This window comes from Bifidobacterium stellenboschense (genome assembly GCF_000741785.1).
Classification (GTDB): domain Bacteria; phylum Actinomycetota; class Actinomycetes; order Actinomycetales; family Bifidobacteriaceae; genus Bifidobacterium; species Bifidobacterium stellenboschense.
The window spans coordinates 85,765-105,758 of record NZ_JGZP01000011.1 but is presented as its reverse complement, the minus strand read 5'-3'; the positions used below and the strand labels follow the sequence as shown (position 1 = coordinate 105,758).

The following is a 19,994-nucleotide window of genomic DNA, read 5'->3' as shown; positions in this document are numbered from 1 at the left end:
GGGATGATGGCTGATAAGAAGCAAGCAGAAGAGAAGAACAACATCTTCAAGAAGCTGCTCTCCTCGAATATCACCGTCGAGGTGATCGCACTCATCCTGCTGGTTTTGCTGTGCACCGCGTTTGACCACGCGTTCCTCGCCCTGAGCTGGAACGACAACACCGGCGGTCTCGCCGGCCCGCTCATCACGATGCTTCAGGAATCCGCCCGATACCTGATGATCGCCACCGGCATGACGCTGGTCATCTCCACCGCAGGCATCGACCTCTCCGTCGGTTCCGTCATGGCGGTCGCCGGCGCCGCGGCCATGCAGGCCCTCACCAACGGCACCAACGTGTGGCTCGCCATCCTGCTGGCCCTCGTCATCGGTCTGGCCGTCGGCTGCGTCAACGGCGCGCTCGTCGCGTTCCTCGGACTCCAGCCGTTCATCACCACGCTGATCATGATGCTCGCCGGCCGTGGCCTCGCGAAGGTCATCACCTCCGGTGAGAACACCGACGCCTCCGCGGTCGCCGGCAACGAGCCGCTCAAGTGGATGGCCAACGGCTTCATCCTCGGCATCCCCGCCAACTTCGTGATCGCCGTCGTCATCGTGATCCTCGTCGGCCTGCTGTGCCGTAAGACCGCCATGGGCATGTTCATCGAGGCCGTCGGCATCAACCCCGAAGCCTCCCGCATGACCGGTATCAAGCCCAAGCAGATCCTCTTCCTCGTCTACGCGATCTCCGGCTTCCTTGCCGCCATCGCCGGCCTGTTCGCCACCGCATCCGTGATGCGCGTCGACGTGGTCAAGACCGGTCAGGATCTCGAAATGTACGCCATCCTGGCGGTCGTCATCGGCGGCACCTCGCTGCTCGGTGGCAAGTTCTCCCTCGCAGGCAGCGCCGTCGGCGCCGTCATCATCGCCATGATCCGCAAGACCATCATCACCCTCGGCATCGATTCCGCCGCAACCCCGGCCTTCTTCGCCGTCGTCGTGATCGTGATCTGCGTGATGCAGGCTCCCAAGGTTCGTAACCTGAGCGCCGAACTCAAGCGTAAGCGCGCGCTCAAGTCCTCTGAAAAGGCGGTGGCAGCATGACAAACGCTACGGCAACCCCGGCCAAGAAGGCCGTGAAGAAGACGCGTCGCATCGACGCGCAGATGATCCCGACGATCGCCGCAGTGGTGATCTTCATCCTGATGATGATCATGGGACAGGCGCTCTTCGGCACCTATCTCCGTCTCGGCTTCATCTCCACCCTGTTCATCGACCACGCCTACCTCATCATCCTGGCCGTGGCCATGACCCTCCCGATCCTCACCGGCGGCATCGACCTGTCGGTCGGCGCCATCGTCGCCATCACCGCCGTCATCGGCATCAAGATGGCCAACGCAGGTGTCCCCGCCTTCGTCGTGATGATCGTCATGCTGCTGATCGGCGCCGTGTTCGGCGTGCTGGCGGCCACCCTGATCGAGGAATTCAACATGCAGCCGTTCATCGCGACGCTGTCCACGATGTTCCTCGCCCGCGGTATCGCCTCCATCATCTCCACCGATTCGCTGACCTTCCCGGACAACAACAACTTCGACGTGCTCTCCAAGAGCATCACGATCATCGACCAGCCGAAGCTGAGCCACGATCTGTACTTCAACCTCGGCGTCGTGATCGCGCTCGTCGTTCTGGTGTTCGGCTACATCCTGCTGCACCACACCCGCATCGGCCGCACCATCTACGCGATCGGTGGCTCCCGCTCCTCCGCTGAGCTCATGGGTCTGCCCGTGAAGCGCGCCCAGTTCACGATCTACATCACCTCCGCGACCCTCGCCGCGCTGGCCTCGATCGTGTACATCGCCAACCTCGGCTCCGCGAAGAACACGGTCGGTGTCGGCTGGGAGCTCGACGCCGTCGCCTCCGTGGTCATCGGCGGCACGATCATCACCGGTGGCTTCGGCTACGTCCTCGGCTCCGCCCTCGGTGCCCTGGTCCGCTCCATCATCGACCCGCTGACCTCCGACTTCGGCGTCCCGGCCGAGTGGACGACCATCGTGGTTGGCCTGATGATTCTGGCCTTCGTGGTCCTCCAGCGTGTGGTGACCGCCGTCGGTTCGAAGAAATAGGCGATGGCCGGTCGGTGAGGCTCCGTTCCTGTGAGTTCGGATTCTCACCGGCCGGTCGGCCACCGGATTGAATCCCATAACCGAATACCGTGATAACTGAACATCGTGATAACTGAACATGGAGGTCGACGGGCGTGCCATCGGTGCCCCCGCAAGGCATTCCTCCTCGCCTCGAAGCAACGAGAGCTTCCAGCGGGGACCGTGCACGGTTCGTCCGTCGACATCCGCCTCTCTTTCTTCTTCTCCTTCCTTTCATCCGCGTGTGGCCCGTTCCGAATTGCTTCGGAACGGGCCACACGTGTTGTTGTCTGTTGTGGTTGTCTAGCCTGTACGGTTGCGATTCGACTCTTCCTCCCGCCGGCGGGAGGTGGCGCGCAGCGTCGGAGGGTGGTCACGGTCTGGAGGTGTTGATCTGGAGGTGTTGGTCGAGAATCAAGCGATTCGATATTCCGACCGAGCGGAATATCCATTGTCGTGCCTCGGTGGTTCACAACACCTCGGATGACGTGAACCCGGTGAGTTATCTCGCTTGGTGGGGCATGTCGCTTGGTGGGGCGTGTCGCTTGGTAGCCGCTGTATTCAGCCAGCGCCCGGCGTCAGAAATCCCGGGAATCGATGGCTTCGTCCGGGATTTCTGACGCTGAGAGGGCGTCAGCGTCAGAAATCCCGGAGAACGAGCCCATCATCCCGACAGCGGGACGCTGAGACGCGGTCAGCGTCACATATCCCGGACGATGGGGATAATCTCCGGGATTTCTGACGCTGGGGCGCTGCCCGCTGGAATGGCGTATCGCTCGCGGCGGGGTATCAGCTTCGGCGGGGTATCAGCCGCGACGGGCGCGGATGCGGAACGCCGCGGCGAGCGAGACCCACCCGATCACGCAGATCACGGTCATCGTGGCGAACACCCACTGGCCGCCCACCGCGGTCGCATGCATGAACTCCGCCGAACCCTCCGTGCCATGACCGGCTTGCGCGACCGCCAGGATCGTCGAGAACAGGGCGGTGCCGGCCGCTCCGCCGAATTGGAGCGCCGTGTTGAAGATGGCGTTGCCGTCCGGCGCGAACTGGCGGGGGATGGAGCTCAGGGCGCTCGTCATCACATTGGAGTTGCCGAGCGCGAAGCAGAATCCGAAGACGAAGTAGAAGCCGGCGAGCATCGCCGGGGTCAGGTGCAGCGCGAACGCGAACAACAGCACGGGGCCGAGCGTCGCCACGCCGAAGGGGATGAGCACGGGGCCGACCGCACCGAACCGGTCATACAGCCAGCCGCCCACGGGCGCGCACACGGCGCCGATCAGAGCGCCCGGCAACACCAGCGAACCGGCGAGGAACGCGTTCGTGCCGAGTCCCAGCTGCGCCACGTTGGTGATCACATAGCCGAATCCGATCGACACGATCGGCATCACCAGATAGGCGACCAGATGCAGCAGCACGACCGGGTCACGCAGGATGCCGAGTCTGAGCAGCGGCGAGAACGCGCGTTTTGTCAGCCAGCAGAATGCGGCCAGCGCGGCGAGACCGACGACGACGCTCACGATGGCGACCACAGCCGCGCGCGTCGAGGAGCGTCCGGCCACGGCGGCGCTCACCGCGACGCCGGCCTGATTCAGTCCCAGCACCATGCCGACGAGCGCCACGACGATCGTCACGACCTGGAACGGGTCGAGGTATGCCGCCTCGGTGGGGGACTTCTGCTCGATGCACAGCATGCCGAGCAGCAGCGCGAGCAGGATGAACGGCACGGCGATCACGAAGATCGCACGCCACGGCAGAATGGTCGTCACCGCGCCGCCGACGGTCGGCCCGATGGCCGGCGCGACCGTGATGACCAGGGAGCCGACGCCCATGAGACGACCGATCTTGGAACGCGGCGACTGTTCGAGGATGATGTTCATCATCAGCGGCGTGGCGACTCCCGAGCCGATGCCTTGGATGATGCGGGCGACGATGAGCAGCGGGAACGCGTGCGCGACGACCATGATGACCGATCCGATGAGCGCCAGCGCGACGGCCGCCACGAAGATTCGCTTCAGCCGGAATCGGCGTTTGAGGAACGACGACATCGGCATCGTCGCCGCCACGGTGAGCAGGTAGATCGTGGTGATCCACTGCACGGTGGCCGTGTCCACGTGGAATTCGCGCATGAGCGCGGGGAACAGCACCGTCATCACCGTCTCGGTGAGGATGCCGATGAACGCGAGCGCGCCGGTCGCGATGATCGCGCCAATCAGCTTGACGGGAATCTTGTCATCCGGTGTATTCGGGCTCGCTGCTACTGCGCGATGCGTGTCCGTTGTCTTCTGTTGTACTGTCATTGGTTCTGCAAATCCCATAGTGATGCCGCATGCGCCCCGATTGCGGGCGCGGATGCGAATGGCCTGACTGTCCAGGAGGATGAAAAGCCGGCCCTGGCCGCACGGATTTGCGGAGAGCTCCCGGCGTGTGCAGTGTAGCGCGTCATGCTGGACAACACCGGGAGCGATGACTAGGGGTGACGCCCCCCTGAACCTGCTTATTCGCGCACGAGGCGGATGTGCTCGACGTCCTTGCGCTTGGAGCGGCGGAACAGGGTGAAGCGGTTGCCGATGGTCTGCACGACTTCGGCGCCGAGCTGGCCGGCCAGGTTCTCGGCGGCCTCCTTGGCGGTCAGTCCGGAACCGTCCTGCACGCTGAACTTGACGAGTTCGCGGTTCTCCAGGGTTTCGCTCGACTGCTTGACGAGCGCGTCGGTCACGTCGTTCTTGCCGATGTTGATGAGCGGCTTGATCGTGTTTGCCATGCCGCGCAGCTGCTTGATCTGCTTCTTGGTCAGTGCCATGTCGTTTCCTTCGTTGTTGTGATTGGTTGATGGGTTTCCTGATTCGCGTCTCTTCGACGCGGCTTCGCCGTCGCCGGTATCGTCGTCGTATCGGATTGTACCGGCAGGGTCAGGCGAGCGCCTTGCGGATGCGGTTCATGCTGGCCGGCTTGGGCGCGCCGAGCTCCTGCGCCCACAGGCTCACGTAGAACTCCTCCAACAGCCATTGCGCGTCCGTGGCCTTGCGCATGAGTTCCTCGTGCCTGGGGCCCGCGGGTTCGGCCTTCGCCTTGGCCATGGCCTTGTCGACGAGCTGTTTCGCCTCGTCCGCCTCCCACGCCCATTTCACGTCGCGGTTCTTGTCCGACTTGGCCTTGTTGAGACGCATGAGGTCGGCGTGCAGGTACCGTTCGATGTGCCGCAGCGAGGCCGGGGGAGCGGCGCCGATGAACCCGGGGTAGACGAGCGTGGCGATGTGTTCGCGGATCGACTGGAGCACGGAGAGCATCGGCAGGTCCGCCTTGCCGGACACCGCCTTGTCCACTTCCGCGTAGCGTTTGAGGATCGCGATCACGTCGTGCGCCACCTGATAGACGGTGTCCTCGTACACTTCGCGCACGTCGAGCACCGCGTTGGCCAGCGCCTCGTCGTCGGGCAGACGGTCCACGTCGGGCAGCAGCCGTTTGACGGCCGCGAGCTGCAGGTCCTCGACGAGCGCCTTCGTCGACTTGTAGGGGGCGGCGGCGAGCATGAGCGCCTCCGTGCCGAGCCAACGCGACGAGACGCGTTCGTCGGGGAGCTTCAGCGCGTCGAGCGCGCCCCGCCACAGCATCGACGCACGCGACTCGGTGGTCGCGCCCGCCTTGTGCAGCAGGTTCGCCTGTTCGACGAGCTTGCCCTGGCCGGCGGCCTGGTCGGCCTTCCGCCGTACGGCCTTGCGCGCGGAGACCTGCGCCTCCTGTGCGAATTTCACCTGCAGTGCCTTCAGATCCTTGCCGGTGCCGAGCGTCTTGACGGCGTTCCTGCTGCGTCTGCGTCCTCGGCGGCCGTCGCCGCGCCCGGAACCGCGCCCGTCGTCCAGCGGCTGTTCGACCGCGAACGTCATCCTGAGGTACGGGGAGAGCCGTTCGACGAGCTCCGGCCCCAGCACTTCGGGGTGGATCTGTGCGCCGACCGTTTCGATCGCGGCGCGCGTGAACACGTGCGCGAGATCCGGCCACGCGGCGCCTCCCGCCGCTCCCGCGATGCCGCCGGTGCCGTCCTCCACCGCGTCCTCCGGCGGCAGGTTCGGCTTGCGCTGCGAGCCGGAGCCGGGCAGGTCCGGGTAATGCTCGTCGATCCACGCGCGGATCTTGCGCGTCGCGTCGGGCGCGGGCACGAACTGGACGCGCAGCTTCTTCGGCAACGCCTTGATCATCGCGAGGATGAGCTCGTCGAGCAGGCCGGGCACGTTCCACGTGAACTGTTCGGGCGTGACGCGCGAGAGCGCCTTCAACGGCACGTGCACGGTGACGCCGTCCGCCTTGTCGGACGGGTCGTACACGTAGCTCAAACGCAGGTCGATCGGCTGGCCGTCGGTGCCGAGCGTATGCCAATGGTCCGGATAGTCGTCGAGGCTCACCGATTCGGCGGACTGGAGACGCTCCACCTTGCTCGGGTCGAAGTCGAGCATCGTCGGATGCGCGTCATGCTCGCCCTTCCACCATTTCGCGAGGGCGGCGACGCTCGTCACGTCGTGCGGGATGACCGCGTTGTAGAAGTCGAACAGGTCCTCATCGGATACGGTCTCGGCGATCTGGCGCGTGCGGTTCGCGTCGTCCGCCGCGTCCTCCAGCTGTTTGAGATTCTTCGTGACGAAGTCGTCGTAGCTGAACCGCTGCTGGATGTCGCCCTCCACGAGTCCCTGACGCAGCAGGAAGTCGCGCGCCTCCAACGGGTTGATGCGGCCCCACTGCACGGTGCGGTCCTGCACGATCGGCAGACCGTAGAGGAGCACGCGCGCGGTCGCCACGGCCGAGCCGCGCGAACCGGACCAGTGCGGCTCCGCGTACGTGGTGCGCGTGAGCGTACCGGCCAGCGGCTCGGCCCACGCCGGGTCGATGACCGCCGAATACCGGGCCCACAGGCGCGACGTCTCCACCAGTTCGGTGGACATCACCCAGCTGGGCGTCGACTTGGCGACCGCGGAGGCGGGGAACAGGGCGAAATGCGTGCCGCGCGCGCCCAGATAGTCGTTCTTCGACATCTTCTGCGCGCGCTTCAGGGCCCTCGCCCTTGCCGCGCCCTTGAGGTGCGCGTAGTCGGAGGCCTTCGGCTCGCGCACCACCTGCATGCCCATCATCGACAGGAGTCCGGCGAGCATCGACTTGTGGATGCCTTCGGCGTCCCACGAGCAGCACATCGAATGTGCGGCCTGCTGGTTGATCGGCAGCTGCCGGATCTCCAGCCCCGCGCGCGAGGCGGGCAGAGGGTCGCCCACCTTGAATTTCATCTCGCGGCACATCTGTGTCAGCTGGGCGACCAGATCCTTCCACTGGCGCATCCTCAGCCAGCTGAAGTACTCGGTCTTGCAGATGCGGCGCAGCGCGTTGTTGCTCGGATTGCCGTCCGCTTGGAACACGCGGTCCCAGATGTTCAGGGCCGTGAGGAAGTCGGAGGTCGGGTCGGCGTAGCGGTTGTGGATGCGGTCCGCCTCCTCGCGCTTCTCGTCCGGGCGTTCGCGCGGGTCCTGCAGGCTCAGGAACGCGACGACGACGAGCACCGCGGCCAGCGTGTTCGGCGACGTGGTGCGCGCCGCCTCGATCACCATGCGTCCGAGCCTCACGTCGATCGGGATGCGCGCCAATTGGCGGCCGATATGCGTGAGCGTCACCTCGCCGCGCTTCCTCGCCACAGCCTTCAACTCGGTGAGCTCGTTGAAGCCGTCGGAGACGGCCTTCACGTCCGGCGGGTCGATGAATCCGAAGCCGGTCACGTCCTCGGCGGTGCGGGCCACGCCCACCGACAGCATGTGCAGCACGACCGCGCCGAGCGAGGTCCTGAGGATCTCCGGCTCGGTGAAGCGCGGGCGAGTCTCGAAGTCCTCGCGCGAGTAGAGGCGGATCGCGATGCCGTCCGCCACACGGCCGCATCGGCCGCTCCTCTGGTTGGCGCTCGCCTGGCTGATCGGCTCGATCGGCAGGCGCTGCACCTTCGCCGTCTTCGAATAGCGGGAGATGCGCGCCGTGCCCGGGTCGACCACGTAGCGGATGCCCGGCACGGTCAGCGACGTCTCCGCCACGTTCGTCGCGATGACGATGCGCTGGTGCGTATGCGCCTCGAACACCTTGTGCTGGTCGGCGGCGGAGAGCCTCGCGAACAGCGGCATGATCTCGATGGCGTCCGCGCGGCGCATGTCCTCGGCGCGCGGGCCGTAATGATGCCGCAGCGCCGCCTCGAATTCGTGGATGTCGCGCTCGCCGGACGCGAACACGAGGATGTCGCGCGGGCCCCGCTCGTGCGAGGAGTGGATGACGAGCTCGGCGCAGGCGCGCGCCACGGCCGTCGGCATGTCGGTGATGCCGTCGTCCTCATACGACGAGTTCGCGTTGCGCCCCGAGCCGCGGCCCCCGCGCGACGGGCCGTCGTCCTCGCCGGCGATCGCGTTCGCCAGCTCCTCGTAGTCGGCGTCTCCGGGCCTGGCGCCCGTCGCGAAGCCCGGCACCTCGCGCATCAGCGCGGGCGCCGTGCCGAGCGGCTCGTAGACGACCTGCACCGGGTAGGTGCGTCCCGACACCTCGATGACCGGCACCTTCTCATGCAGGGCGCGTTCGAAATGCTCCTGGAACTTCTCCGAGTCGATGGTCGCGGACGTGATGACGAGCTTCAGATCGCGGCGCTTGGGCAGCAGGGCCGTCAGGTATCCGAGCAGGAAGTCGATGTTGAGGCTGCGCTCATGCGCCTCGTCGATGACGATCGTGTCGTAGCGGCTCAGCTGCGGGTCACGTTGGATCTGCGCGAGCAGGATGCCGTCGGTCACGACCCTCAGACGCGTTTTCGGCGAGCTTTCGTCGGTGAAACGCACCTGATAGCCGATCTCGTCGCCGAGCCGCACGCCCATCTCGGAGGCGATGCGCTCGGCGACCGTGCGCGCGGCGATGCGGCGCGGCTGCGTGTGCACGATCTGCCTGCCGTGCGTGCCGCGCCCCAATTCCAGCAGGATCTTCGGCAGCTGCGTGGTCTTGCCCGAACCGGTCTGTCCGGAGACGATCACCACCTGGCTGTGACGGACGGCGTCGGCGATCTCGTCGCGCGCCGCCGAGACCGGCAATTCCGCTGGATATTCGAAACGCATGCTGCTGGGCTGACTTCCTACTGGTCGTTACTTTCGCAAAACCTCAATGATACGGAATCCCTTGGAGCTCGCGTATTTGCCCACCGCATAACCCTCGCCGAGCGCGTCTGCCAGCCACGGGATCAGCGAATCCGAGCCGAGGTTGCGCTGCACGACCAGATACGCGGCGCCCGTCCCCGGCTTCAGGCGCGGCAGCCACGCCATCAGCAGCGTGTGCAGCGCCTCCTTGCCGATGCGGATCGGCGGGTTCGACCAGATCGCGTCGAACATGAGATCGTCCGGCAGCGTCTCGCACACGTCGAGCGGCTGGTCGGCGAGCGGCGCGCCATGCGCGTCCGTCGCCGTCACATGCACGTTCGCCGCACCGTTGCGACGCGCGTTCGACGCGGTCAGTTCCAGCGCGCGTTCGTTGACATCCACCGCCCACACGCGCGCCTCGGGCGATTCGGCGGCCAACGCCAGCGCGACCGGGCCCCAGCCGCAGCCGAGATCGAGCAGATCGCCGGTCTCCGGCGGTTCCGGCGCCTGCCTGAGCAGCACCGACGTGCCGAGATCCACGCGCGAACCGGAGAACACGCCGTTCGACGTCTCCACGTCCGCCTCGTGGCCGCGCAGGGTGACGTGCATCGTGCGACGCACGTCCTTCGACGTCGGTTCCGCCGCGAAATACTGTTCCGCCATGATGTCCTTCACACTCCTTACCGCCCCGACGTCCGCGTCGCGCGGCGCCCGGACCATCCGTACGATGGTGCGCATGCCGGCGCATGTCACCTCAATGATGATAATAAGGACCATAACGCAATCGAGGAACCTTCCGACGGACCAGAGGTGACATTGAGCAGCAGCCCCGCAACCCATGAATCATCGCATGACGGACGCATCGACGAGGAAGGCGTCGTGACGGGCGGAGGGGGAGTGCTCGCCGAATCCTCCGAGGTGCTGCTCGACGAGGGGAACGGCGCCGGTTGGGCGGAACGCCACGACGAGGCGTGGGAGGAACGCGAGTCGCGCAACCAGCTGAAGCACGTCGCCGGCTTGGGCGAACTCAAGGACGTCACCGAGGTCGAATACCGCAAGGTGCGCCTCGAACGCGTCGTGCTCGTCGGCGTGTGGTCGAGCGCGAAGACCACGCAGGCCAAGGCCGAGGAGTCGCTGCGCGAGCTCGCCGCGCTCGCCGAGACCGCGGGCGCCGAGGTGTGCGACGGCCTGCTCCAGCATCGTCTCAAGCCGGATGCCGCCACCTACGTGGGTTCCGGCAAGGCGCGCGAGATTGCTGACATCGTCGCGCGCGAGGAGGCGGACACGATCGTCGTCGACGACGATCTGCCGCCGAGCCAGCGCCGCGGACTCGAGGACGCCGCCAAGGTGAAGGTCGTCGACCGCACCGCCGTGATCCTCGACATCTTCGCCCAGCACGCCACCAGCCGTGAGGGCAAGGCGCAGGTGGAGCTCGCCCAGCTCGAATACATGCTGCCGCGACTGCGTGGCTGGGGCGGGTCCCTGTCGCGTCAGGCGGGCGGCCGTGCGGCCGGCGCGGACGGCGGCATCGGCTCGCGAGGCCCGGGCGAGACGAAGATCGAGATGGACCGACGCGTCATCCGCACGCGCATCGCCCGCCTGAAGCGCCAGATCCGCGAGATGGCGCCCGCCCGCGAGGTCAAGCGCGGCTCGCGCCGGCGCTACGGGCTGCCCACCATCGCCGTCGTCGGCTACACGAACGCGGGCAAGTCGTCGCTGACGAACCGGCTCACCGGATCGACGGAACTCGTCGAGAACGCGCTGTTCGCCACGCTCGACACGGCCGTGCGCCGCGCGAAGGCGCGCGACGGCCGCCTCTACGCCTACGTCGACACCGTCGGATTCGTGCGCCGTCTGCCCACGCAGCTCGTCGAGGCGTTCAAATCCACGCTGGAGGAGGTCGCCGAGGCCGACGTGATCCTGCACGTCGTCGACGGCTCCCACCCGGACCCGTTCTCGCAGATCGATGCGGTCAACGAGGTGCTGTCCGGCATCGACGGCGCCGAATCCATCCCGCGCGTCATCGCGTTCAACAAGGCCGACATGTGCGACGAGGCCACGCTGGAACGGCTCGCCGCGCTCGAACCGGACGCGCACATCGTCTCCGCGTTCGACGGCCGCGGCGTCGACGCGCTGCGCGACGCCGTCGAATCGCTGCTGCCCGTGCCCAACGTGCACGTGGACGCGCTCCTGCCGTACACGGCTGGCGCCCTGCTGTCGCAGGTGCGCGAGTACGGCCACGTCGGGAGCGTCGAATGGCGCGACGACGGCGTGAGGGTCGTCGCCGACGTCGACGCGCATCTCGCGGCGCGCATCGTCGCCGTCGCCGTCGACTGACGCGCGGCGCGGCGGCGTGCGGTGTCGCGCCGACGTCCAGTGTCTCCATGACACGCGATGTGACTTTGCCCACATGTGTCGCGCGATGTGCGTGTGAGCGGTAACAACGTTGACGTTGCAAGGAAATCGTCAACCATCGTTCGACGCGTCGTCACGTAATGCGAGTACATTGGTAGCCGTTGGTTGAATGATGCCCGGCAACGGGCATTGACTCTAAGAGAGGTTCATTAACATGGCTGAATTGGTCAACAAGCCCACGAAGCTCGCTGTCATCGGCGCCGGCGCCGTCGGCTCCACCCTCGCGTTCGCCGCCGCCCAGCGCGGCATCGCCCGCGAGATCGTCCTCGAGGACATCGCCAAGGAGCGCGTCGAGGCCGAGGTGCTCGACATGCAGCACGGCTCCAGCTTCTACCCGACCGTCTCCATCGACGGCTCCGACGATCCGGAGATCTGCCGCGACGCCGACATGGTCGTCATCACCGCCGGCCCCCGCCAGAAGCCGGGCCAGTCCCGCCTCGAGCTCGTCGGCGCCACCGTCAAGATCCTCCAGGCCATCATCCCGAACCTGGTCAAGGTCGCCCCGAACGCCATCTACATGCTCATCACCAACCCGGTCGACATCGCCACCCACGTCGCCCAGAAGATCTCCGGCCTGCCCGAGAACCAGGTCTTCGGCTCCGGCACCAACCTCGACTCCGCCCGCCTGCGCTTCCTCATCGCCCAGCAGACCGGCGTCAACGTCAAGAACGTCCACGCCTACATCGCCGGCGAACACGGCGACTCCGAAGTCCCGCTGTGGACCTCCGCCACCATCGGTGGCGTCCCGATGCTCGACTGGAACCCGCTGCCGGGCCACGAGCCGCTCGACGCCGCCACCCGCGAGCAGATCCACCAGGACGTCAAGAACGCCGCCTACAAGATCATCAACGGCAAGGGCGCGACCAACTACGCCATCGGCATGTCCGGCGTCGACATCATCGAAGCCGTCCTCAAGGACTCCAACCGCATCCTGCCGGTGTCCTCCATGCTCAAGGACTTCCACGGCATCTCCGACGTGTGCATGTCCGTCCCGACCCTCATCAACCGCACCGGCGTCAACACCGCCATCAACACCCCGGTCTCCGACAAGGAGCTCGCGGCCCTCAAGCGCTCCGCCGAGACGCTGAAGGAGACCGCCGCCCAGTTCGGCTTCTGATGAAAAACCGTTCTACGGAGCGTTCTCTGCGTTGCGGAGAGTTCGACGTACCTTCGTACGCCTTCACTCTCCGCGCCTTGAGACCGCACGCGTAGAACGTTTTTTCATGAAATAACCCCTGTACGGATGCCTTGTGGCCCGTGCAGGGGTTGTTCTTTTTCGCTCCCGCTGGCGGGAGCTGTCGGCCGGAGGCCGACTGAGGGTGGTTGGCGGTCCGCTACTCGTGAAGGGACTCGTCGGAGGGGGAGTCGTAGCCTTCCGGCTCCAGTTGGAACGTGGTGTGCGGAACCGAGACGGGGAAATGCTCGCGCAGGCAATCCTGCAGCTGTTCGAGGACTCCCGCCGCCTGCTCCATCGTCATGCCCTTCTCCACCACCACATGCGCCATCAGGAACGGCATGCCCGTCGACACGGTGCTCGCATGCAGGTCGTGCACCGCCACCACATGCGGCACCTGTTCCAAGTGTTCGCGCACCTCGTCCAGATCCAGACCCTCCGGCGTCTCCTCCAACAGCACATGCATCGCCTTATGCAGCAGCGAGACGGCACGGGGGATCATCATCAGGGCGATCACGCCGCCCGCCACCGCGTCGAAGCCCATCCAGCCCGTCGACATCATCACCAGGGCGGACAAGACCACCGCCACCGACCCCAACGCGTCGTTCATCACCTCAAGGAACGCCGCCTTCATGTTCATGTTGTCGCCTCGCTGCGAGGCGAGAATGAAGATCGACGCCACATTCGCGGACAAGCCCAGTACGCCCACGAACAGCAGGAGGTTCACGTCGTCGATGCCGTGCGCGGCCCCGCCGAACAGGCGCATGCCCGCCTCCACCAGCGCATACACGCCCACGATGAGCAGCACCACCGCGCCGGCCGCTGCGGTCAGCACCTCAAGCCGCGCCCAACCCCATGTGCGCGTGCTGCTCGGTCTGCGAGCCATCAACACCGCCGTCACCGTCGAGGCGATCAGCACCGACATGTCCGTCAGCATATGGCCGGCGTCCACCAGCAGGGCAAGGGAGCCGGTCAACACCGCGGCCACCACTTCCACGACGAACACCGAAGCCGTCACCGCCAACGTGGCCGTGAGCCTACGACGGTGGGCCGCCGCCTCGCCGCCGGCTTGCCGCACCGCGGCCGAATCCTGCGCATGATCGTGAACCATGACGTGACACCTCGCTTCCATCGGTCCCACGCAGGTGAGACCGTTTCTCACTACCATTCCCGGTAGCGCCCGAAAACACGAGGACCCCGGCGCTCTGCCGGGGTCCATGACGATGACGACTATAGCACGCGATTCCTCACGCAGGCGGGAATCGCCTTGGCGGGGCGCGGCGATGAACGACGGCCGCGTGGGTGTGTCCGCCGCTACAGGCGACGCAGCACCGTGACCACGCGCCCCATGATCGTCGCATGAGTGCCGTCGATCGGCGGATAGGCCGGATTATGCGGCATCAGCCACAGATGACCACCCTCGCTGCGGTACGTCTTCACCGTGGCCTCGCCGTCGAGCAGGGCGGCGACGATGTCGCCGTTCACCGCGTCATGCTGTTCGCGGACCACCACGAAGTCGCCGTCGCAGATGGCGGCGTCGACCATCGAATCGCCATGGACCTCCAGCATGAACAGGTTGCCTCCCGGCCCGGTGAGCCGTTCGGGCAGGCGCATCACGTCCTCGACATGCTGCTCCGCGGTGATCGGCACGCCAGCCGCGATGCGGCCCACCAGCGGCACGTCACGGGATTCACGCACCGAAGCGGGGAACGGCACCACCACCGGAGCGCCCTCGCCATCGACGGCGGACTCGGGTGCGGGTGTCGTGCCGATGCCGCCGGCGGTCGCGCCGGAAGTCGTCGCGGTCGCCGGAGAAAGGATTTCGATGGCGCGGCCCTTGTTCGCATTGAGGCGGATGAAGCCCTTCTCCGCCAAGGTCTGCAGTTGATGTTTGACCGATGACGGGCTCTTCAGGCCGGTCGCCCTGCCGATGTCCCGGAAGGAGGGGGAGAAGCCGCGCTCGTTCTGGTAGTCCCTGATCGCGTCGAGGATCATTCGTTGACGTTCCGTCAGGTCGCGCTCGTCCGGCTGCCCGGCGTCGCGGGGGGTGAACGGGATCGTGCTCATGGCGCACTCCTTTCCATCGTGATGGTGCAAGCATAACGCGGATTCGAACAAACGGCAAAACATATGTTCGACACGGCGGGTTGCGCGAATCGAACATCCGTGCAACAATCAATACAACTGTTCGATAAAACATCTGTTCGAAAGAGGTGGTCGTCATGGTGAGGGCGATGAGGCGAATGGTCGTGCTGGTGATGGCGATGGTCGCGGTATGGGTGGTGGTCGGCGTGTTCTCGTCGCCGAAGCAGGCGACCGGCGCCTCGACGCCGGTGGAGGTGACGAGCTACACGGTGCAGCCGGGCCAGTCGCTGTGGACCTATGCGGAGATGATCACCCCGGAGGGCGGCGACGTGTCGGCGTCGGTCGACGAACTCAAGCGCCTGAACGGCATGGACGGCACGCAGGTGCGGGTCGGGCAGCGCATCATCGTGCCGGAGGAACCCGACGAGACGGGAGGTGAACGGTGACGTGCATGTCCGGTGGCGGGCGGGGCTCCTCGGATGGCGGGCGGGGCTTCGGGGCGGCGGCGCGCGCGACGGTGAGGCGCCGGCCCGTGCCGGAGATGGGTGCCGCGGCGCGTCGAAACCCCGTCCGCACGGCGTGCGGCGTGGGTCACGCTATGGTTGATGGTATGCATTGCCCGTATTGTCACCATGCCGAGACGAAGGTCATCGAGACCCGCGTCAGCGAAGACGGCTATTCGATTCGTCGTAGGCGCATGTGCCTGCATTGCAATAAGCGGTTCACCACATTGGAGACCACCACGCTGCTGGTGGAGAAGCGGTCGGGGAGCCTGGAGCCGTTCAACCGCGACAAGGTCATCTCCGGTGTGCGCAAGGCCTGCCAGGGGCGTCCGGTCAAGGAGGACGACCTGAGGAAGCTCGGCCAGCGCGTCGAGGAGGACCTGCGGTCCACCGGGCAGGCGCAGGTCACGTCCGACGAGGTCGGCAAGGCCATCCTCAAGCCGCTGAAGGAACTCGATCAGGTCGCCTACCTGCGGTTCGCCAGCGTCTACCAGAACTTCGAGAACCTGTCCGACTTCCAGCAGGCGATCGACGCGCTCAAGGAGGAGTAAGAAGAAGGAATTGAGTATCCATCCTCGCGGATGCCCGTAGGGGAATCAATGCCCGTAGGGGAGTCAGGAGGACGGAAACCTGAACGACGATGGCCCGCGGACGGACATACCGTCAGCGGGCCATTCATTATACGGGCGCGGGGATGCCGAGAACCCCCCGCCGGATCAGGAGATCACGCGCATGCGGATCGTGCCCTCGATGGAGCGCAGGGCCTCCAGAGCCTCCTTGGAGGGACGCTGGGACACGTCGGTCACCACGTAGCCGAGTTCGCCTTCGGTGCCGAGCGACTGGGCGGCGATGTTGATGTTCTCCTCGCCGAGCACGCGGTTCACATGGGCGAGCACGCCCGGCAGATTCGCGTGCAGGTGGGCGATGCGCGCCACGCCACGGTTCGCGCCCAGATTGATCTGCGGCAGGTTCACCGACAGCGAGGTCGATCCCTTCTCCCAGTAATCCTCAAGACGCTGCGAGACGAAGTGGCCGATCGCCTCCTGCGCCTCCAGGGTCGAACCGCCGATGTGCGGGGTGAGGATCATGTTGTCCTCGTCGGCCAGCGCCGTCTCGAACGGGTCGCCCGTCTTCTTCGGCTCCACGGGGAACACGTCCACGGCGGCGCCGGACAGGTGCCCGGAATCCAGATGCTGCTTCAACGCGCCCAAATCGGCGACGAAGCCGCGCGAGGCGTTGATGAAGATCGCGTCCTGCTTCATGTGGGCGAACTGGTCCTCGCCGAAGAACCCGGTGTTCGATTTGCGGCCGTCCACGTGAATCGTCACCGCGTCCGACTGTTCGAGCAGCTCGTTGAGCGTGGCGCAACGGTGCGCGTTGCCGAGCGCCAGCTTCTCCTCCAGATCGTAGAACACGACGCGCATGCCCATCGCCTCGGCGAGCACGCTCAGCTGGGAGCCGATGTTGCCGTAGCCGATGATGCCCAGGGTCTTGCCGCGCACCTCATGCGAACCGGTGGCGGTCTTGTCCCACACGCCGTGCTTGAGATGATGCGTGTGGGCGGGGATGCGGCGCATCAGGCAGATGATGTCGCACAGCACGAGCTCCACGACGGATCGCGTGTTCGAATACGGGGCGTTGAACACGGCGATGCCCTGTTCGCCCGCGAAATCGAGGTCGACCTGGTTCGTGCCGATGCAGAAGCAGCCCACCGCGGAGAGGGTCGGGCGCGCCTCGAGCACGCGGCGCGTCACATTCGTCTTGGAGCGCACGCCCACCACGTCGACGCCGTCCAGCGCGTCGATGAGCTCGTCCTCGCTCAAGGCCCCCTTCATCGTCTCCACTTCGAACCCGTGATCGCGCAGCGACTTGGCCGCGTCCGGGTGAATGTTCTCCAGTAACAGTGCTTTAGGCATGCTTCCCACCTTAGAGTTCCAAGTCCTTTTCGTCCAATGAGGTTCGAACGATGGCCAGACGCTGCGTCGGACGCGTCATCGCCACATACAGGTCGGCGGCGGCGACCAGACGGCTCGGTGCCTCCTGATCGATGAGCCCGGGCTCGACGAGCACGACCGCATCGTATTCGAGTCCCTTCACCGTCTCGGTGCCGCATACGTCCACCTGACGATCCCACGGCTCCTGCGCGGCGAGCCGTTCCGCCTCGGCGGCGCCGAGCACGTCGCGCAGGGCGGCATCCATCGCGTCGCGCAGTCCGGGCAGCAGCGCGTCGGCGGCGATCACCGCCACGCGGCCCGTGCCGTCTTGGGCGACGAACCGTTCCGCCAGTCCGGCGGCCTCGCGCGCCGCCGCCGCGCACAGTTCGCCGCGCGAGGCGACCGTCAGGCGGAACACGGAGCCGGGGATGCGGCGCACCGCGTGCACGGTGGAGATGTAGAGCCCCTGCGCCTCGGCGAACCGTCCGGCGAGATCCGACACCTCCTGAGGGTTGCGGTAGTCGATGGTCAGCTCGTTCAAATCCCAGCGGCCGCGGCCGAACAGGCGGTTCATCGTCTTCGCCCACGAACGGGTGCCGCCGAGCGCGCTGGTCTGCGCCACATCGCCCACGATCGTGAACGAGCGCGACGGGCAGCGGCGCATGAGCATGCGCCAGTCCATGGCGGTGAGCTCCTGCGCCTCGTCGACGACGACGTGCCCGTACGTCCATTCGCGGTCGCGGCCGGCGGCCTGCGCGGTCGCCTCGGCGTCCGAGCCGTTGATCTGGTCGAGCAGCATCTGCGAGGTGACGAGGCCCGTGCCGATGCCGTTCTGGGCGAGCGTGTCCTGCGCGAACCGCAGCTGCTCGGCCTGCGCGGCCTCCTCGCGGCGTCGACGCGACGCGAGCTTCGGATCGTCGCCGAGCAGCTCCAGCGCCTCGTCGAGCAGCGGCACGTCCGAGCGGGTGATCGGCGCCCCCTTCGGTCGGGTCAGTTCGGCCACCTCCTCGTCGCTCAGCCATGGGGCGTAGCGGCGTAGTTTCGCCGGCTTGGAGAACATGTCGTCGATGAGCCACATGCCGTTCATCGGCAGCCAGGCGAGGTTGAGCGCGACGCGCACCTTGTCGTTCATGCGCAGCAGGGAGACCACGCGGTTGACCTCGTCCTGGTCGGGCGTGTAGTCGAGCTGCTCCTCGTAGCGGATGCGCATCGCGGAGATCATCGACTTGACGAACGTCTCGCGCGCCTTGTTGTGCGGCTGTCGGGTGCGTTTGGCGTCGGCGATCGCCTGTTCGACGTCCGTGGCGAGCATCGGCACCGGCATACCGTTGATTTGCACGACCGGCAGGTCGGCGGGCACGCGTTCGCGCGCGGCGACGGCGTTGCGCACCGCGTTGGCCATGCGGTGGTCGCCCTTGAGCCATGCGGCGCGCGGCGAATCCACGGCGGTGGCCTCGACGCCGGGGATGAGGTCGCCGATGGTGCGCGAGACCACGCCGGTCTCGCCCAGCGAGGGCAGCACTTGGTCGATGTAGTGCAGGAACGTCGAGCTGGGGCCGACGACGAGCACGCCGGAACGTTCCAGCGTGCGGCGGTGCGTGTACAGCAGGTAGGCGGCGCGGTGCAGCGCCACCGCGGTCTTGCCGGTGCCGGGGCCTCCCTGCACGACGACCGCGCGGTCCATCGCCGAACGGATGATGTGGTCCTGCTCGGCCTGGATGGTGGCGACGATGTCGGTCATCTTGCCGGTGCGCCGGGAGCTCAGCGAGGCGAGCAGGGCGCCCTCGCCGGTCAGCGTGCCCGACTTCGACGCCTCGCCGACCTGATCGGAGTGGATGTCAAGCACCTCGTCCTCCAACGCGACCACGTCGCGGAAGCTCAGCGTGATGTGGCGTCGCATCACGATGTCGCCGTGATGCGACGGCGTTGCCTCGTAGAACGGACGTGCCGCCTCGGCGCGCCAGTCGGTGAGCATCGGCACGTGGCGGTCGTCGGACAGGCCGATGCGGCCGATGTAGCGTCGGCCGCCGGTCCTGTCGTCGAGACGCCCGAACACGAGACGGTCCTCGACGGCGCGCAGCTGCGTGAGCCGGTCCTCGTACATCGTGGCGAACGAGTCGCGTTCGGTGCGCTGCGTCGGCGAACCGTGCGATCCCGCGGCCCGCACGGCGTCGAGACGCTGCCTGGCCTGGGCGCGCAACGCGTCCAGACGGTCGTATGCGCGGCTGACCGCGTGCTGCTCCTCCTCGATCTGCGAGGCGTAACTCGACATGTGTTCCGAATCCCCTGTTCTGGTTCCTGAAAACTTGAGTATTCCAATCTACTCCACACCCCGAACGTGGCCGGCGGGTCGGTCCGGGGACGAGGTGAATTCCGGGTGAATTCGTCCTTGGTGCGTAGCCGGAGCGCCTCGGAGGTCCGTAACCCGCCGAAAAAGCGCGAATTGTGTGAGTGCGTGGGGAAAAATGGGGGAAAGTGGGGTAGAGTGGGGAAGCAGTGTGGTCGGAGTGTGCCCGGATGGTGTGCGAAGGAGGTGGGGCGGATGGCCGGCGAGACCGTGAACGGTATGCAGGAGGAGGGATTCGGCCCCGCCCAGTCGGGCCAGGGATACGCCGGATACCAGGGATACCCCT

14 protein-coding genes are annotated in these 19,994 nt (G+C 66.4%); 6 read left to right on the top strand and 8 right to left on the bottom strand.

Features of this window, described 5'->3' with window-relative positions:
* The first annotated feature begins 6 nt into the window (after positions 1 to 6).
* Entirely contained in the window at positions 7 to 1,080 is a 1,074-nt protein-coding gene (gene fruF / locus BSTEL_RS04745; RefSeq protein ID WP_034527726.1) for a fructose ABC transporter permease FruF, read from the top strand.
* The gene (gene fruG, locus BSTEL_RS04740; RefSeq protein ID WP_034527724.1) at positions 1,077 to 2,099 is read left to right on the top strand and encodes a fructose ABC transporter permease FruG; all 1,023 of its coding nucleotides are present in this window, start codon (positions 1,077 to 1,079) and stop codon (positions 2,097 to 2,099) included. Before fruF ends, fruG begins: the two co-directional genes overlap by 4 nt.
* Positions 2,100 to 2,923: 824 nt before the next feature.
* Here fruG and BSTEL_RS04735 read toward each other — a convergent pair.
* The 4 genes from BSTEL_RS04735 to BSTEL_RS04720 all read right to left on the bottom strand — a co-directional run bounded on the left by BSTEL_RS04735 (position 2,924) and on the right by BSTEL_RS04720 (position 9,913).
* Positions 2,924 to 4,417, bottom strand: a complete 1,494-nt coding sequence (locus BSTEL_RS04735) for an MDR family MFS transporter (protein WP_051922853.1) — start codon at positions 4,415 to 4,417, stop codon at positions 2,924 to 2,926.
* A gap of 197 nt (positions 4,418 to 4,614) precedes the next feature.
* Positions 4,615 to 4,920 (bottom strand): YhbY family RNA-binding protein, encoded by a 306-nt coding sequence (locus BSTEL_RS04730; RefSeq protein WP_034527722.1) that lies wholly within the window; start codon positions 4,918 to 4,920, stop codon positions 4,615 to 4,617.
* Between the two features lie 109 nt (positions 4,921 to 5,029).
* The gene (locus BSTEL_RS04725) at positions 5,030 to 9,232 is read right to left on the bottom strand and encodes a DUF3418 domain-containing protein (RefSeq protein WP_034527719.1); all 4,203 of its coding nucleotides are present in this window, start codon (positions 9,230 to 9,232) and stop codon (positions 5,030 to 5,032) included.
* 27 nt (positions 9,233 to 9,259) lie between these two features.
* Positions 9,260 to 9,913, bottom strand: coding sequence for a class I SAM-dependent methyltransferase (locus tag BSTEL_RS04720; RefSeq protein WP_034527877.1), 654 nt, complete (start codon positions 9,911 to 9,913; stop codon positions 9,260 to 9,262).
* Between the two features lie 198 nt (positions 9,914 to 10,111).
* Between BSTEL_RS04720 and hflX the strand changes: the two genes are divergently transcribed.
* A complete protein-coding gene (gene hflX / locus BSTEL_RS04715; RefSeq protein WP_034527876.1) occupies positions 10,112 to 11,587 on the top strand; it encodes a GTPase HflX in 1,476 nt (491 codons plus the stop codon).
* Positions 11,588 to 11,819: 232 nt separating this feature from the next.
* Positions 11,820 to 12,782: an L-lactate dehydrogenase gene (locus BSTEL_RS04710; RefSeq protein ID WP_034527717.1), complete on the top strand. Its 963-nt coding sequence runs from the start codon at positions 11,820 to 11,822 to the stop codon at positions 12,780 to 12,782.
* 217 nt (positions 12,783 to 12,999) lie between these two features.
* On the opposite strand, the gene BSTEL_RS04705 is transcribed toward BSTEL_RS04710, so the two are convergent.
* A complete protein-coding gene (locus BSTEL_RS04705) occupies positions 13,000 to 13,950 on the bottom strand; it encodes a cation diffusion facilitator family transporter (RefSeq protein ID WP_034527715.1) in 951 nt (316 codons plus the stop codon).
* Between the two features lie 203 nt (positions 13,951 to 14,153).
* Entirely contained in the window at positions 14,154 to 14,906 is a 753-nt protein-coding gene (gene lexA, locus BSTEL_RS04700) for a transcriptional repressor LexA (RefSeq protein WP_034527714.1), read from the bottom strand.
* A gap of 167 nt (positions 14,907 to 15,073) precedes the next feature.
* On the opposite strand from lexA, the gene BSTEL_RS04695 reads away from it, so the two are divergent.
* Together BSTEL_RS04695 and nrdR are read left to right on the top strand one after the other, a co-directional pair.
* Positions 15,074 to 15,370: a LysM peptidoglycan-binding domain-containing protein gene (locus BSTEL_RS04695; RefSeq protein ID WP_238567628.1), complete on the top strand. Its 297-nt coding sequence runs from the start codon at positions 15,074 to 15,076 to the stop codon at positions 15,368 to 15,370.
* A gap of 164 nt (positions 15,371 to 15,534) precedes the next feature.
* Positions 15,535 to 15,978: a transcriptional regulator NrdR gene (gene nrdR / locus BSTEL_RS04690; protein WP_034527710.1), complete on the top strand. Its 444-nt coding sequence runs from the start codon at positions 15,535 to 15,537 to the stop codon at positions 15,976 to 15,978.
* 165 nt (positions 15,979 to 16,143) lie between these two features.
* Here nrdR and serA read toward each other — a convergent pair whose 3' ends face one another.
* Complete coding sequence (gene serA / locus BSTEL_RS04685; protein WP_034527706.1) at positions 16,144 to 17,343, bottom strand: phosphoglycerate dehydrogenase; 1,200 nt, start codon at positions 17,341 to 17,343, stop codon at positions 16,144 to 16,146.
* A gap of 10 nt (positions 17,344 to 17,353) precedes the next feature.
* Positions 17,354 to 19,633: a HelD family protein gene (locus BSTEL_RS04680; RefSeq protein WP_034527704.1), complete on the bottom strand. Its 2,280-nt coding sequence runs from the start codon at positions 19,631 to 19,633 to the stop codon at positions 17,354 to 17,356.
* Positions 19,634 to 19,994: the final 361 nt, after the last annotated feature.